Annotated in this window: 17 protein-coding genes; 7 read left to right on the forward strand and 10 right to left on the reverse strand. The window is 51.1% G+C overall.

Annotated elements, in window-relative coordinates; all coding sequences use genetic code 11:
- Positions 1–4: 4 nt before the first annotated feature.
- The gene (locus tag BN4_RS07010; RefSeq protein ID WP_015414676.1) at positions 5–784 is read right to left on the reverse strand and encodes a M48 family metallopeptidase; all 780 of its coding nucleotides are present in this window, start codon (positions 782–784) and stop codon (positions 5–7) included.
- A 167-nt stretch (positions 785–951) separates the two neighbouring features.
- On the opposite strand from BN4_RS07010, the gene BN4_RS07015 reads away from it, so the two are divergent.
- Positions 952–2,664 (forward strand): hypothetical protein, encoded by a 1,713-nt coding sequence (locus BN4_RS07015; RefSeq protein WP_015414677.1) that lies wholly within the window; start codon positions 952–954, stop codon positions 2,662–2,664.
- A gap of 79 nt (positions 2,665–2,743) precedes the next feature.
- Here BN4_RS07015 and purU read toward each other — a convergent pair whose 3' ends face one another.
- Entirely contained in the window at positions 2,744–3,625 is an 882-nt protein-coding gene (gene purU / locus BN4_RS07020) for a formyltetrahydrofolate deformylase (RefSeq protein ID WP_015414678.1), read from the reverse strand.
- Positions 3,626–3,834: 209 nt separating this feature from the next.
- On the opposite strand from purU, the gene BN4_RS07025 reads away from it, so the two are divergent.
- Entirely contained in the window at positions 3,835–4,455 is a 621-nt protein-coding gene (locus BN4_RS07025) for a D-sedoheptulose 7-phosphate isomerase (protein WP_015414679.1), read from the forward strand.
- Positions 4,456–4,529: 74 nt separating this feature from the next.
- On the opposite strand, the gene BN4_RS07030 is transcribed toward BN4_RS07025, so the two are convergent.
- Positions 4,530–4,904: a hypothetical protein gene (locus BN4_RS07030; protein ID WP_015414680.1), complete on the reverse strand. Its 375-nt coding sequence runs from the start codon at positions 4,902–4,904 to the stop codon at positions 4,530–4,532.
- Positions 4,905–5,071: 167 nt separating this feature from the next.
- Here BN4_RS07030 and BN4_RS07035 point away from each other — a divergent pair, with 167 nt between their 5' ends.
- A complete protein-coding gene (locus tag BN4_RS07035) occupies positions 5,072–5,482 on the forward strand; it encodes a DUF3592 domain-containing protein (protein ID WP_015414681.1) in 411 nt (136 codons plus the stop codon).
- A gap of 13 nt (positions 5,483–5,495) precedes the next feature.
- On the opposite strand, the gene BN4_RS07040 is transcribed toward BN4_RS07035, so the two are convergent.
- From BN4_RS07040 to BN4_RS07050, 3 genes are read right to left on the reverse strand one after another with little or no spacing between them, the layout of a single operon-like run.
- Positions 5,496–6,299, reverse strand: a complete 804-nt coding sequence (locus BN4_RS07040; RefSeq protein WP_015414682.1) for a metal ABC transporter permease — start codon at positions 6,297–6,299, stop codon at positions 5,496–5,498.
- The gene (locus BN4_RS07045; RefSeq protein WP_015414683.1) at positions 6,296–7,126 is read right to left on the reverse strand and encodes a metal ABC transporter ATP-binding protein; all 831 of its coding nucleotides are present in this window, start codon (positions 7,124–7,126) and stop codon (positions 6,296–6,298) included. Before BN4_RS07045 ends, BN4_RS07040 begins: the two co-directional genes overlap by 4 nt.
- 58 nt (positions 7,127–7,184) lie before the next feature.
- Positions 7,185–8,204, reverse strand: coding sequence for a rhomboid family intramembrane serine protease (locus tag BN4_RS07050; RefSeq protein ID WP_015414684.1), 1,020 nt, complete (start codon positions 8,202–8,204; stop codon positions 7,185–7,187).
- A 48-nt stretch (positions 8,205–8,252) separates the two neighbouring features.
- Between BN4_RS07050 and BN4_RS07055 the strand changes: the two genes are divergently transcribed.
- The gene (locus BN4_RS07055) at positions 8,253–9,419 is read left to right on the forward strand and encodes a glycoside hydrolase family 3 protein (RefSeq protein ID WP_015414685.1); all 1,167 of its coding nucleotides are present in this window, start codon (positions 8,253–8,255) and stop codon (positions 9,417–9,419) included.
- Between the two features lie 21 nt (positions 9,420–9,440).
- Here BN4_RS07055 and BN4_RS17140 read toward each other — a convergent pair whose 3' ends face one another.
- Positions 9,441–9,908, reverse strand: coding sequence for an META domain-containing protein (locus BN4_RS17140; RefSeq protein WP_015414686.1), 468 nt, complete (start codon positions 9,906–9,908; stop codon positions 9,441–9,443).
- Positions 9,909–10,054: 146 nt separating this feature from the next.
- The gene (locus BN4_RS07065; RefSeq protein ID WP_015414687.1) at positions 10,055–10,786 is read right to left on the reverse strand and encodes an SIR2 family NAD-dependent protein deacylase; all 732 of its coding nucleotides are present in this window, start codon (positions 10,784–10,786) and stop codon (positions 10,055–10,057) included.
- Positions 10,787–10,960: 174 nt separating this feature from the next.
- On the opposite strand from BN4_RS07065, the gene icd reads away from it, so the two are divergent.
- The 3 genes from icd to BN4_RS07080 all read left to right on the forward strand — a co-directional run bounded on the left by icd (position 10,961) and on the right by BN4_RS07080 (position 13,089).
- Positions 10,961–12,103: an NADP-dependent isocitrate dehydrogenase gene (icd, locus tag BN4_RS07070; RefSeq protein WP_015414688.1), complete on the forward strand. Its 1,143-nt coding sequence runs from the start codon at positions 10,961–10,963 to the stop codon at positions 12,101–12,103.
- Positions 12,104–12,308: 205 nt separating this feature from the next.
- Positions 12,309–12,869, forward strand: a complete 561-nt coding sequence (locus tag BN4_RS07075) for a HyaD/HybD family hydrogenase maturation endopeptidase (protein ID WP_015414689.1) — start codon at positions 12,309–12,311, stop codon at positions 12,867–12,869.
- Positions 12,832–13,089, forward strand: coding sequence for a HypC/HybG/HupF family hydrogenase formation chaperone (locus BN4_RS07080; RefSeq protein WP_015414690.1), 258 nt, complete (start codon positions 12,832–12,834; stop codon positions 13,087–13,089). Before BN4_RS07075 ends, BN4_RS07080 begins: the two co-directional genes overlap by 38 nt.
- A gap of 81 nt (positions 13,090–13,170) precedes the next feature.
- Here BN4_RS07080 and BN4_RS07085 read toward each other — a convergent pair whose 3' ends face one another.
- Positions 13,171–13,722 carry a hypothetical protein gene (locus BN4_RS07085; RefSeq protein ID WP_015414691.1) on the reverse strand — a complete coding sequence of 184 codons (552 nt, stop codon included), beginning with the start codon at positions 13,720–13,722 and terminating at the stop codon, positions 13,171–13,173.
- 54 nt (positions 13,723–13,776) lie between these two features.
- Entirely contained in the window at positions 13,777–15,495 is a 1,719-nt protein-coding gene (locus tag BN4_RS07090) for a nickel-dependent hydrogenase large subunit (protein ID WP_015414692.1), read from the reverse strand.
- Position 15,496: the final 1 nt, after the last annotated feature.

Genomic DNA, 15,496 nt, shown 5'->3' on the forward strand with positions numbered 1-15,496 from the left:
CAATTTATGGCTTCCAATATTTTTTTTTGATTTCCGGTAATGCCTTCTGAATTTTCTCTATCCTGGCGGCATTGGTCGGGTGGGTTGAAAGCCATGCAGGCACACTTTTCCCTCCCTTGTTCTTCGCCATCTTTCGCCAGAAAGTAAGAGCCGACTCTGGATCATACCCAGCCTTAGCCATCAGAATCAGGCCAATATAGTCAGCCTCGGACTCCATATTTCTCGAAAAAGGAAGCATGACCCCGACATTGACACCCGTCCCGTAAACCTGACTGAAGACAGACGCCACTGCCGAATTGCCCATACCCAGAGCAACGGCTCCGGCCTGCCCACCAAGAGAGATGAACATCTGTGTAGACAGACGCTCTGCTCCATGCCGCGCCAGGACGTGCGCCACCTCGTGTGCCATGACGGTGGCAAGCTCGGGATTTGTACTCGCCAGATTCAACAAGCCCGTGTAAACAAATATTTTGCCACCTGGCAATGCAAAGGCATTAACGGTTTCATCGTTTTTAACCAAAAGGAATTCCCAAGTCATTTCAGGGTTCCCGACTGCTGCGGCAATCCGCAGCCCGACATCGGTAATCCGATCTACACCGGGTCCTGTTGAAATAATATCTTCGCGCTTCTTGACTTCCTGACTTGCTTCCAGCCCCAGGGCTTGTTCCTGCTCCTCACTCATCACCATCAACTGACTTCGTCCGGTGTAGGGAGACTTGGCACAACCGACCAGAATACTTGCCATGATCAGAATCACTGCCATATGGATAAACAGTCGCCGCATCCTTACTCCATTGCATATCGATTGAAATGTGCTGCTATACTACATGACTACAGCCTCGGAGACCAGCCTGGATTGCCTTGCCAACACAGATATTTATTTTGCAAAAAAGCCTGATTTGACATAGGGTTTGAAAGAAATCGTAACATCCAGGACCGTATCAGGGTACCATGACAACACCAGCAGCATCAACCGCACCACAGCTCGATACCGAACAAAGACTGACAGCATATCAGAAGAAGCTCCGTGCGCTCAAGGAACGGTCATCACTCCGGGAAGTCATGGAGAGAGAACTTCTCCTTGAATTCATTACGGTCAACCAGAGTCGGATCAACGAATACCCTCTCCTCAAAGCCCAACAAAAAAGTGTTCTGGAATTGCTCTGCGGTCGAATAGGACACCCTGGATACGAATATATCCATCAGCATATCGCAAACTTCATCATCCTCCTTGCCCACCATGGAAAAGCGGTCAAGGCAAAAGACACACCCCAAGCCGAGGAACTTCAGGCCGGCATTGTCAACACTGAAGCAATGCTCATTAAGTGCATTCAGGGTATTGTTTTTGCCATGGCCTTGATCACTGATAACTTTGAGGAAATCGTCCTTCGCTACTTTGGCCAACACGCTCTGCGCGAGTATAGCGATCTGATCGAAAAGTATGAACTGGATGACCAGTTCTGGAAAGCTTTTGTCGAACAATTCGTGGCAAGTCGCGTGGAAGAGGCCCATAAAGAGATACTGGAAGGCGAAAAATACGATATTTCCAAAGAACGGCATTTTCTGGTCATCCGCTTTCTCTTCGATGACATTCTGGCCAAGCTCAACCCGACTGACCAGACTATCGAAAAAACCCGCATCCAAAAAAGCTACGTCACAAGCCGCACGGAATTCGATGGAAGAAAACGGGCCAAATTCATCCAATCCATTCTGATCAAAGGGTTGAGTTCCCTTAGTCAGGCAAAAGAAATTTCCAACAACGAATATCTCCAAGCTGCCAGAATCACTTGTGTTGATACCATTGCTGAAGAATTCGAGACCCAATATCAGCATAGGGTTCTTCAGAACCGAGCCAGAAAAAACTCTCCTGACACGCCTGACGAACGGGACCCTGAGGCGATCAAGGCCGAGAATCTCGAATTCAAGTTTCTCATGGATCAAATTGTTGCCATGGGTGTCGGTGCAGCGATCGCCATAGGCCGGACCAGCGACCATTTTTATAAAGCTCTAGAAGGGTTTGTCCCTGAACAAATTGACGGGATCCGCCCCTTGGCAAAAGATTTCGGTATTCCCACTCTGGAACGAATCCTCTACTTCCTTCTGGAAAATCATACGATCCATATTCTCCAGGAAATGGGACGTTCCGAGGGGAGCAAAATCCAAGTCCGCAGTGGACGGGCACGGCGTGTGGGCGAAGCAGTGGTGGACGCATTGCCTGCCATGACCAAGATCAGGAAAAAGCAGCTCTTCGGAAATGACGTGACCCGAAAAGGGACCCTCCTCTTCAAGCCCAAAACCGCTAAGCAGATGGCCGGGGCCATGACCATGCTCAGCCTGGAACCTGATTTGCAAAAAGCACTGACCGAACTGTGGCAAAAAGCCATCTTTCGCGTGGACATCATGGTTTTGCTCAATCTTGAACAAATTGCCAGGACAACCACCAATATCACGGTCAAACTCGCAGAGATACTCGAAAAATACGGTGTTTCCAAAAAGACTTCCCCCAAAACAGACGAGGACGAAATTGAAGAAGTCGAAGAAATTCAGACATCCGTGACACGAATCGAGAAAACGCCTGAAAAGCAGGAACCAGTTCCATCAGAAATACTCCCGCAGGACGAAGAATTGACTGACGCCCAGGAGCAATCACCCAAGACAGAATAACGTCAGCCATTAAAAAAATAAAAAAAGAACGCTTTCGCAGTAATACTGCGAAAGCGTTCTTTTTTTAAGTTCAGAAAAATTAACGACGAAAGACGATTGTCTTGTTCCCATCGACAATCACGCGATCCTCAAGGTGCCATTTGACAGCCCGAGCCAAGACATGCCGCTCGATATCCCCGCCGAGCCGCTTGAGATCATCAACATCGTGAGAATGGGTGACTCGGATCACATCCTGCTCAATAATCGGCCCTTCATCCAACTCGGCCGTCACATAGTGAGCTGTTGCGCCGATGAGTTTGACTCCGCGTTCATGTGCCCTTCGGTATGGATCAGCGCCCACGAACGCAGGCAGAAAGGAATGATGAATGTTGATGATACTATTCCCGTAGCGCGCCACAAAATCCGATGTCAGAATCTGCATGTACCGGGCAAGAACGATAAGATCAACCTGCCCCTCCATCAGCTCGATAATCCTATCCTCTGCGGCGACTTTGTCGCGCAGGGTCGGACCGACCGGAATATGATGAAAGGGAACACCAAAATGTTCTACTGAAGACTGCAAATCGGGATGATTACTGATGACCATGGCGATTTCCGTCTCCAGGTCGCCCCGTTTCCAGCGCCAGAGTAATTCCATGAGAGCATGGTCCACCTTGGAGCAAAGGATGACCATTCTTTTGGGTTCCCAAACCGGATTGAGGCTCCAGTCCATAATGAACCCATCGGTCACTTCGGCTTCAAAATCAGCTCGCAACTGAACCAACCCTTCCAGGTCGAGGCCAGGAAGATAAAACTCGTTGCGCATGAAAAAACGACCACCTTCAGGATCGGTCGAATGCTGGTCTGAATGAATAATATTCGCGCCCTTACTGTGCAGGAATCGGCTGACTGCGGCAACAATACCGGGCTGGTCCGGGCAGGTGATCAGCAGCCGGACAGTACTTTCCTTTGATTCGGTCATGGGATAATCACTCTTTTTTTACTTGGTCTTTTTGGCTCTATCCGGTAATGCGGCTCAAGCCAATGGTGGGCTTTAACGCAAATCAGGTCTGAATAAAAGTCTTTTTCCCCGTACTTCCGGCGTCAAAAGGCGTACGTCGATTGCACGGCCACAGGATTTGCGATAGTGTTGCCCTCCTCTGAACCGTAACCTTTCAAGGATGAACAGCGATGTCTGAAGCCGCTTTGAAGAAAGTGATGGATCACGCAGAAGCCGGACTCACCGCCCGCAAGACTTTTTTTGATTCCAAGGGAGAACTCATTGTCGAGATCGCCCGCGCCATGGCCGTTTGTCTGGCCAGTGGAGGCAAAATCATGTTCTGTGGCAACGGCGGCAGTGCCGCCGACAGCCAACATCTGGCTGCGGAATTCACTAACCGCTTCAAGCTGGAACGCCCCCCTCTTCCGGGCCTGGCTCTGACCACAGACACTTCAGCGCTGACAGCCATCGGAAACGATTACAGCTTTGATGAAGTTTTTTCAAAACAACTTCAGGCTCTGGGACGCCCTGGCGATATACTCATGGGGTTGTCCACATCCGGCACCAGCTCCAATGTCATTCGCGCCATGCGTGAAGCAAAACGAATTGGAATAGTCACTATTGGGATGTCCGGGCAAACTGGTGGCGAAATGAGTTCGGTGTCGGACTTTCTTGTCACAGTCCCATCCAGTGACACTCCGATCATTCAGGAAATCCACATTTCTGCCGCGCACATGATGTGCCACCTCGTTGACCATTTCCTTTTTGAGGCTGTCTCCGAACTGACGCCTTTTCTGCCGCAGGAAGGCTAACTCGTTTGAAACGGAAAAAGAAAAGACCTCTCCATTATTGCAGAGGTCTTTTCTTGCGCTCTTGATCATCCAGCTCACAGTTTTTCGCGTCGAATCCTGATCTCCAATCCCTTTCGCCGCAAATGTTTGGCAAGGTACTCGGCACGCTTCAGTGTCGGAACCGTACTGATGACGAGTTGTGCCTGATCGGATTCATCCCAAATCCATATATTCTCCGGCAAAACCAACCCCGCCATGCGAACGTCCTCAAGCAATTGGTTCCTGGAAACATCCCTGCCCATCACAGTATTCGCCTTCAACTTCTCCCCACATGCCAGGACCCACCATCCAAGAGGTTTGATCTCGGCGTTCGGGTCTTCCCCGAAACTCCGGTGCACCTCAAAGGCTAGGTCCTGGCGGACAACAGCAGTCAACCGCCGAATACTGTCCTCTATATCCTGTATGATCATGATTATCCTGTCATCCCTTTACTGAAAGGACTATAGCTCCGCTCAATTGCAGAAGATATTATTTTAATCTTCTCACCCACCCCTTGGCAAGGCCGATGAGAACATCCCCATCCGCACAGTCTCCTTGCGCGGACAAATTTCCCAGTGTATCAAAGGACATGGTCTACATGTCCGGCAATATCCCACACCGCACTCCCCTTGAGCGCTTTGGTCGCAAACTCTTCGGCCTCGCAGCCATCACCCTGATTATCGTCGCGCTCTGGAACATCCCCTATAATATTCTCCGGGAAGAACGATTCAGGCTCTTCGGCGAATCAATGACCACAGGAGTGGTAACTGAAATCCGAAGTGAACAAGCCACATCCGGCGAGCGACTCAATTTCATTGAATACAAATACGTGGATAACGACGGATTGGCGCGATGGGGCTCAGCCCGCTTACCTGAAGCAACTTGGAAAAGATTTCGTCCTGGCAGTCTGTTGCAGGTTCTCTACGCCAAATCAAGGCCTGACCTGGCTCGTATACAGGGTGAAATGGAACCCCCATTCCAAATCTGGCTTCGCAATCTTCTCCGGTAGCCGGAGCGACGGTCTATACGGTTCTGCCCGGAAGCGCAAATGAAAGAAAGAAACACACCGAAGCTACCGCGATAATCGAAGCTCCTGAAGTGATATCCGCCATATAGGATAGGACCAGCCCGGCAACGGTAAAAAAACAACTCAACAGAGTCGAAACCAGCATCATCGATCCCAGAGATCGTGCCCGGCGCTCTGCAATAAACGGGGGAATTGTCAGTAAAGCGATGACCAGGATCAATCCAACCACACGAATGATCATGACAACGCTCAAGCCAACCATGGTAATCAGCAAAAAATAGAGAAAATCTACAGGCACACCACGGCTACGGGCAAATTCTTCATCAAAACTCATAACCAGAAAACCGCGGTAAAAAGCCATCGTCATTATGAGGACAAGACAGGCCAACCCTCCCATTATCCAGATATCCGAAGAAGGCACCGCGAGGATCGAGCCGAAGAGATAACTCATGAGATCAACATTATAGCCCGGTGTCATATCGAGCAAAATAATACCAAAAGCCATTCCTGCCGCCCATATGACTCCAATGACAGTATCGGCCCGTTCTCGCGCTCTGAGGGTCACCAGGGCCATGACAAGTCCTGCCAGCACCGTGAAGGCCGTAGTAACAGGCAGGACAGGCAGCCCAAGAAAAAAAGCGAGCCCGACGCCGCCATAGGAGGCATGGGCAATGCCACCGGAAATGAAGACAATACGATTGACGACCACCAAGGTTCCGATAATCCCGCAGATAACGCTCGCCAGCAGTCCAGCCAGCAGCGCGTTCTGCATGAAATCAAAATGGAGAAGTTCCATCATTGTCCCTCCTCCCCAGTATTTCCACTGTCCGTCTTCTCGTGTGGGCCAAGCACTCTGTGCGGCACATCTCCATGCGTCACCAACTCCACTGGACAGCAGGTATCACCGCTCCCATAGCTCATCTTGAACATCTCGCCGGTTATCTCTGGTGCTTTATGAAAATGCAGATCTCGATTAACACATGCCACTGATTTCACGCCAGAAGTGAGGGAAGAAATATCATGACTGACCATAATGACCGTCATGTCCTTATTCAGTTCACTCAAAAGGGCAAACAGAGAGTTCCTGCTCTCGGGGTCAACACTGGCCGTCGGCTCGTCCAACAGCAGCAACTCAGGCGAACTGACAAGAGCGCGAGCGATAAAGGCCCGTTGCTTCTGCCCGCCAGACAAACCTGCCAGACGACGACTTTCCTGCGCCAACAATCCAACTTTTTCAAGGGCCTTACGAGCGCGAACGACTTCATCCGAGGAACGGGACCGGCCAGCGATGCCACGCAGCCCAGGCCTCACCGTTCCCATGATTACCGCATCAAGGACCGTCACAGGAAAGGATTTTGAGACATGAGTGTGCTGTGGCAAATACCCGATACGCCCTCCAGTGGAACCAGGCTCCTCACCCAAAACCCTGATTGTCCCACTGTCTGGCCTGAGCAGACCGAGCATAAGTTTGAGTAGCGTCGACTTTCCCCCGCCATTCGGACCAAGGACAGCCATAAAATCACCACGTTCAACAACTAAGGAAATATTTTCCAGTATTGAGACGTTCCCTATGGACAGGGATACATTGTCTATTTTGATAACAGGCTTCATGCCAAGTACAACCAATGGAGGCTCCTCAAATTCATGTTCATGTAACCTGCGTCAAATTAACACAGCGCCCCGATCATGCCAACCATGCAAAAACCCACGCCAAAAGAGGAAGTGTCATGGCGCAAGCAAATAAAATCCCATCAATTCGCCTGGAAGGCACTCCCCTGCGAGTTCCGGTCAAACCGACAATAAAACCAAGACCAAGGCCGGAGACAAATCCGAAAAAGTGCCCACCCAAGTCAGTATTCTCACCTGCTCCCAACATGGCAAGCAACCCCAAACCAGCCGCCACAGGGATTACCGCCGATCCGATAAATCGTGAAAATCGCCGCAAGCAGGCTCCAGTCCCGAATCCATGAATTCCCCCGCCAATACCAAAAGGGGAAATACCTGCCAGCAACCCGGCTGCGGCAAATACAGCAGTGGAGAATCCAATGGCATCATGAGGTGCCGCAAGAGCCAGGGAATTTAGAATATTTCCCAACCCTCCACCCAGAATCGTCATTATCCAGGCAAGCCCCGAACCGAGACGACACGCCACCAACCAGACAAAAACACCGCCTATGAGCGCATTCCCCATAACATGAGCGCCATCTGCATGAAGGGTCAATGCAGTAAGAACACGCCACCACTCTCCCCCCAAAATACGCCCCGCATCCGCGCTCCCCGAAGAGAGCCACCACCCCGGATGTAGAGCCAAAGCAGGATATGTCCGACCATAAACCCAAAAAAACAGCACCATTCCAAGCATTGCCGTGATTGTGGCCCAGGGACCACTGATCGGACTCAACACAGAAGGAGGGCCAGCCCCCTCATCAGGAGCATTCTCTTCCATATAAAGGAGAATTTCATCAATTGCCTGATCAGCGAACCATGGGCTGACCTGAACCACATATATCTGCTCCCCTGTCCGTGTCAGACGACTGATGCGACAGGGGATATGGCGAGAGGCAAGGACTAATGCCCAGAGCTGAGCAGTGGACAGAGCAAGAGATCCCACATTTTCCTCATCTTCAAACACACGAGGAACGATATTCACCCATGCAGATCTGAGGTAATGAGACAGAAAGTCGTGGAAGAGAGTATTGGGCATCAGGCATCACTTTAAGGGAAAATGGTCTCTAGGCATAGGAGGGATATCTTGCGAAAACAGGAAGGCCAGCCTATACAGGGAAAAATCGTTCACGGAGTCATCATGTTGATACGCTGCCTTACTCTTCTCATCGCCCTGTTCTCCCTCTCATGCCATTCTGCCATGGCTCAGCAACTCGACGTCATGGTCGGGCAAATGATCATGGCAGGATTTCGTGGTCAGACCGTCACGAAATCAAGTCAAATCATGCAGGATATACGAGAACGCCATCTGGGAGGCGTCATCCTCTTCGACTATGATGTCATGCGCGGCTGGTACAGCAGAAACATAAAAAATCAGGCGCAGGTTTCACGACTGACGGCAGACCTGAATGCAGCGGCTACCATCCCCCTGATTGTCGCGGTCGACCAGGAAGGCGGCGCAGTGCAGCGCCTCAAAAAACAATACGGCTTTAGCGAGACGCCATCAGCCCAGATTCTCGGGAAAAAGGATGATCAAGCTGTACTGGAAGCAGGAGAAAAAGTTGGCAAGGAGCTGAAAAAAGTTGGCTTCACGCTCGACTTTGCGCCGGTTGCCGATGTCAATATCCGCCCGGACAGTCCCGCTATCGGCAAGATCGGACGCAGCTTCTCCGCTGATCCGGAACGAGTCGCAGTTTGTGACAGACTTTTCATCAAGGGGCTTGCTCACCATGACATTCTGGGATGTCTCAAACACTTTCCGGGCCATGGCAGTGCCGGAACCGACAGCCATCAAGGGCTGACCGATGTGACTGGTTCCTGGTCGGAAAAAGAATTGATTCCCTATCGCCGCCTGATCGCGGACGGCACCGCCAAAGTGATCATGACCGCTCATATCTTCAATTCGCGGCTGGACCCGAAATTCCCAGCCACACTCTCACACAAAGTCATCACTGGCCTGCTGCGCGAACAGCTCGGATTTGATGGAGTCGTTGTCACCGATGACATGAACATGGGTGCCATCACCGCTCACTACGGACTTGAAGAATCAGTTCGTCTTGCCATTCAGGCAGGCGCTGATATTCTGCTCTTTGGTAACAATCTGACATTTGACCCGATGATCGTCACTCACGCGCACCGCACCATCATGAAGCTGGTCTCTGATGGAGTTATATCAAGGGATAGGATAGCGGAGTCCTACGCCAGAATAATGAAACTCAAAGGATTTCAAGACAAAGTCACTCCGGAGGAGTAACATTCCGATTCGCATTCAATTTTACCAGAACAACCCGCCACCCTTTTGAGAGCCAAAGACCATGGGTTCAGGGTCTGTGTCCTTGAACAACTCCATCTCGTCCCCATCTACCTTCACCTTGGTGATGGTCGGCAAAAAGCTCAGATAGGTATATTCCTGCTCATCGGCGGCTGGGCCACATGTCTTCTTGGTGCTCGTCAACTGCCCAAATGTGAGATTTTCCCCGTTCAGGGAATAGGGTCCTGAAAAATCGTTACACCCTCCATTGCCCCGAACTGTTCCATCAGCCAAGAACTCCAGGGTCAATGGGACGTTCCCCCGCACCTCTCGTCTGAACAAGGACTCACAATTCCAGATTGTCCCTACAAGGGCATTTCTGACGGCTCCGGGATCGGTCGGGATCGTTTTACCGGAGCCACACCCGGCCATAGTCACGATCACAAGCGATAATATAAAAACAAGGACGCAACGAGGGCGACAATTCAACATTGAAAAACTCCTTAAAATATATGTACAGCGTCAGAAATAACAGGTCTTTCGAGCAATTGGCAAGGAACAATGAAAACCCCGGCCCGCAATGAAGAAGTGAGGACGCCTTGGCGTCACTGCCAGAACGACGGCATCGCGCCTCGAAATCACTCGGAAAGTCCAGCCATCAATTCGGGAAGGATATCACTGGCCTTGCCGTGGAGGGCAAAATCCATAAATCCGGAAATGGGGGTCGGCTCACGGTTAATCTCCACTGTCACCGCGCCATGGTCCTTGGCCAGCTGATAAAATGACGCAGCGGGTTGCGCCAGACTGGATGTCTCCACTGCCAGAAACACATCGGATTTATTGATCTCGTCGATGGCAACCCTGAGCACTCCGGGAATCAAAGGTTCACCAAACCAGACCACGCCAGGACGCAAGAGATGCCCACACACGGGGCATTCCGGCATAGGAGGCAATGGGGAGAAATCCTCCCGTGCATGAGTACATTTCGTGCATTTAATCTGCCAAAGACTCCCGTGCATTTCCATGATCTTCCGAGACCCGGCCCGACAGTGCAACCCATCGACATTCTGCGTTATCAAAAGGAAATTGTTTTTTTTCCTCTCCATTTCCGCAAGGGCCAGATGGGCTGCATTCGGCTCGCTCTCCCGAAGAGATTCACGACGCCAATTGTAGAATTCCCATACCAACTCAGGTCTTGCTTCAAAGGCATCTGGCCTCGCCAGATCCTCCGGGCGATAATTCTTCCATGAACCATCACGCCCCCTGAAGGTCGGCACACCGCTTTCAACAGAAATCCCCGCCCCGGTCAGGACAACCGTTCTTCTGCTCCCCGAAAGGACCGCCTTGACCATTTCCAACTCACCCAACATAAATATTTACCCATATATTTTATCGTATTCAACAACACATCAAACACAGCCCTATCAGGGAGAATTCCGCAGGACAACTTGCAATCCAGCCGAATACGCGGCATAGTCCGCTTCCACATTCAAAAGACCCCCGACCAAAAACACCCGCTTATTTTCCACTATAAGGAGGACCCCTTGGCAGAGAAGACAGTATACTACATCGAAGGTGACGGTATCGGCCCGGAAGTATGGAAGGCCGGCCGCCCGGCTCTCGATGCCGCAGTCAGCAAGGCATACGGCACAGAAAAAAAACTCAACTGGGTTGAACTGCTGGCCGGTGAAAAAGGCTTTGCTGAAACAGGCGAGCATCTGCCCAAAGCGACCATGGATGCCCTTGCCGGGGCCGAACTGGCCATGAAAGGACCACTCAACACTCCGGTTGGCAAAGGTTTCCGCAGTCTCAACGTCACCATGCGCCAGGTCTTTGATCTGTACGCCTGTATTCGTCCCATCAAATATTTCAAGGGAATCGAATCCCCTGTCAAGCGTCCGGACCTCGTGGACATGACCGTGTTTCGAGAAAACACCGAGGATGTTTACGCAGGAATTGAATATCAGTCAGGCAGCCCGGAAGCCAAGAAATTAATCGAATTTCTTGTGGACGAATTAGGAGCCAAGATTGATATGACAGCCGGTGTCGGCATCAAGCCAATCACACCCGCAGGTTCCAAACGGCTGGTCAAGAAAGCCCTTGATTTTGCCATTGAACACAACAAGCCGTCAGTCACCCTTGTCCACAAAGGCAATATCATGAAAACCACGGAAGGTGGTTTCCGGGCATGGGGATACGAATTGGCAGATGAAGACTACAAGGGCCAGGTTGTTCGTGAAGGCGAAGAAGGTGAAGGTGTCATCATCAAGGACCGCATTGCTGATGCCATGTTCCAGAATGTTCTGATGTATCCGGAACAATACTCTGTGCTCGCCACCACCAACCTCAACGGCGATTACATCTCTGATGCCCTCGCTGCCCAGGTCGGTGGGCTTGGTCTTGCCCCCGGTGTCAACATGGGCGACACGCTCGCCTTCTTCGAACCGACTCACGGTACTGCTCCGACCATCGCAGGCAAGGATATGGCCAACCCTGGTTCCCTGATCCTTTCCGGTGCCATGATGCTGGAGCACATCGGCTGGCATGAAGCCGCAGCCCTGATCCATGCCTCCGTGGAAAAGGCGCTCGCAGCCAAAAAGGTCACTGTTGATCTCGCCGTCCAGATCCCTGGGTCCACTCAGATCGGATGTCAGGAGTTCGGTGATATCCTGCTGTCACAACTCTAGAGTCCCCAAAAAGATTCATATCCTGGCCGGTCTTTTCACAAGGACCGGCCTTTTTCATACCTCCATTGCCAATCACACTCTTCGCGATTGAGAACACGTATCTTTTCTTGTTCTCCCTCCTACCAAGAGAGGAAAAAATGAGGAAATAACCCAACAAGGTCTTATTTGGCTTGCCTAAATTTGCCCTGTCCACTAAACGGGATGAATGTCTGAAAATGAGAAAAAAATACTGATTCTTGGCGTCGGAAACATCCTCTATACGGACGAAGGCTTTGGAGTCCGTGTTGCTGAGGAATTGGATCAGAAGTATCAATTCTCCCCCAATGTCGAGATTCTTGATGGTGGCACACTGGGACTGAGGCTGATGGGCCCCATCATGGATGCGGACTATCTGATCATTATTGACATTGTGCTCAATGAAGGTGCTCCAGGTGACATGTTCCGATTGCTTGGTAATGACCTGCAAAAGGCCTGTGCTTTCAAAAATTCCATGCACCAAACCGACTTGCTTGATACCTTGGCCCAGTGTAGTCTGATGGGGAAGGTCCCGGACGATGTCATCCTCTATGGCATTGAACCGGTCAATTACAAGGATATGTCCGCGGCCTTGACTCCTGAACTAGAAGCCAGGATTCCCGAGGTTATGGAGACAGTGCTCAAGGAAGTTGAAAAGGCGGGTGGAACTTACACCCTTCGGACAGAGACGAACCCCGCTACGGAGAAAGTGTATGTGCCTCGCGATACCAGCAGAAATTCTGGAAATTAATGACGGAGTCGCCACCTGTAAAGTAGGCGAAGGCGAAACCACGGTTCAGGCATCGATTATGTTGCTGGACGAAGAAGTAACCCTGGGTGATTACATCATCATTCACGCCGGATTTGCTTTGCGTAAACTCGACCCCAAAGAAGCAGAAGAAACACTCAAAATCCTACGAGATATGCTTGAGTTGGTCGGCGGAGACGAATACCAACACGAAATGCTGTAAATCAGTCGGCGCTTCATCAATGCACACGGCCCGGAACCATATGGTTTCGGGCCGTGTGCATTGATGAACAAAAAACATTTCTCAAGAGCCTTTTTTTTTGCCTGGCAAAAAAGAAGACCGCAAAAAATCCGGACAAAGAAAGACGAACGGGTTCCTCACCACCTTGTCTGGTAAAACATGATACCAACGATAACCCAACAGATGAAAATAAGCGCGCGCGGAGACGCCATGCCCAGTTTCATCAGCCGCAAAAAGAGCGGCATCGCGTTGACAACGGGAAGAAGCAAGCGGTTCAAAGATGCGTTCGCTATAGCCGAATTTCAAAAGCATAGCCTTGATGCGTCTATATTCACGATGACGGGAAATTCCATCGGCAAAGGCAAAACCGGCAATGCCCAACCAACCAAATCCCCAAAGGGCAAACAAGGATGCCTGAAAGGGGTTTCCCTGTATCCACAAGGAAACTCCCATCCCTTTAAAGAGAAGGGCTGTAAACAGGGCACCCACCCCCGTCACGTAGGGCCAGGGTGCGGCTTTGGCAAATCGAAACCCGGCCATAATTCGTTCACCCATCATGAAGCCCTGATAGCCAAGGACATTGTGAAGGTCAAATCCACCATACAATTCAAACAAAAAAGGAGCCGGACATAAGCCCAGCTCCTTAATGATCGTTCGAGGATACCTCGTTTACAGGATCTTGAACTTCTTGACGTTACCGGTCTTGTTATCAATGACGTGCACGCCACAGGCGATGCAGGGATCATAGGAATGAACGGTACGCAGGATTTCCACCGGACGCTCAGGATCAGCGATCGGTGTATTATCGAGCAATGCCTCTTCCAGCGGACCGGGGAGGTCATTGTCGCAACGGGGACCGATATTCCAGGTGGAGGGAACTACAAGCTGGAAATTGTCGATCTTGGAGTCTTTGATATCAATCCAGTGGCTCAGACCACCGCGGGGAGCGTTGACAAAACCGACACCCTGCGCTTCGGAAGGCATGTCCCAATCTTTGCAGATGTCCATGTCACCCTTGGCCACGTTTTCTTTCAGATCATTGACCCATTCTTCTGTCTTGAGCGTGGTGATCAGGCACTCGATACCGCGTGCGCCTGTCCGCCCCAGAGTGGAGAAAAGAGCCTCGGGACCGACACTCAACGCATTGAGAACGAAGTCGACATAAGTCTTGTATTCAGGATGTCCGAGACCGTAGTTGACCAGACACGTTGCGAGAGGACCGACTTCGACGGATTTCCCTTCGTAGCGGGGAGCCTTCATCCAAGAGTATTTGGTCTTGTCATCCAGGCTGGTATACATGGGATCAGTCACACCTGAGTATGGGTGTTTCGGAGAGTCATCCTTGTACCAGGAGTGCTTGACGTGCTCCTCGATATTGTCAGGATTGAAGTCCATGACATTGCCGAGATCACGATTGTATATGACGCCGGGCTTCACGTAACGACCACTCAGGTCCGCTTCGGTTCCCGGAGCCGGGAATTCGCCAAAGCTCATGAAGTTGGTTGTGCCACCGATGGAAGCCCAATCTTTGTAGAAACCAGCCACGGCAATGAGGTCCGGGATGTAACAGTCGAGGACGAAGTCCTTGATTTCGGAATACAGAGCCAGATAATCATTGATGTACTTGTCGGTGAGCCCTTCGTAGCAGGTCACTCCACCCATGACGGTGAACTGGGTATGCGGATTCTTGGCACCCCAGACAGCCATGGCACGAGCAGCTTTGACCTGCATGTGCAGAGCCTTCAAGTAGTGATCTGTCGCCAACAGGTTGACTTCGGGCGGCAGAACGTAAGCCGGGTGACCGCCGAGGAAGTACGCATTGGTGAAGATACCCAAACGACCAGATTCGACAATTCCTTTGACGGTGTCCTTGGTCTTCTGAAGTTCTTCCCTGCTGGAAACGATCTTCGGGTCCTTGCGAACAGTCTGGGCAACACCTGCGGCCAATTCTGCGGCTTTGGAGACATCGGCGTTCAAACAAGCTGAAACATCAACAAAGTCAAGTGCATGCAGGTGATAGAAATGCACGATGTGATCGTGCATAAACTGGGAAGCCAGCACAAGGTTACGAATAATGGTAGCATTGTGAGGCAGTTCTTTGTCAACGCCAACGGCGTTATCGACACAGCGGATGGAAGCGAGTGCGTGCACGTATGTGCAGACACCGCAGGAGCGCTGGGTGAAATGCTGAGCATCGCGGGGATCACGGCCCTTCAGGATGATCTCGAGACCACGAAACAGCTGAGAGCTGGAGCGGACATCGACGATCTTGCCGTCTTCGACCACTGCTTCCACGCGAAGATGACCCTCAATTCTGGTCACTGGATCAACGACGACGTCGTGTCTCCCTTGAACCATCGCGGGGCCGGATTTTGCGCAACCGGACATA

Source organism: Pseudodesulfovibrio piezophilus C1TLV30 (assembly GCF_000341895.1).
GTDB classification, from domain to species: domain Bacteria; phylum Desulfobacterota; class Desulfovibrionia; order Desulfovibrionales; family Desulfovibrionaceae; genus Pseudodesulfovibrio; species Pseudodesulfovibrio piezophilus.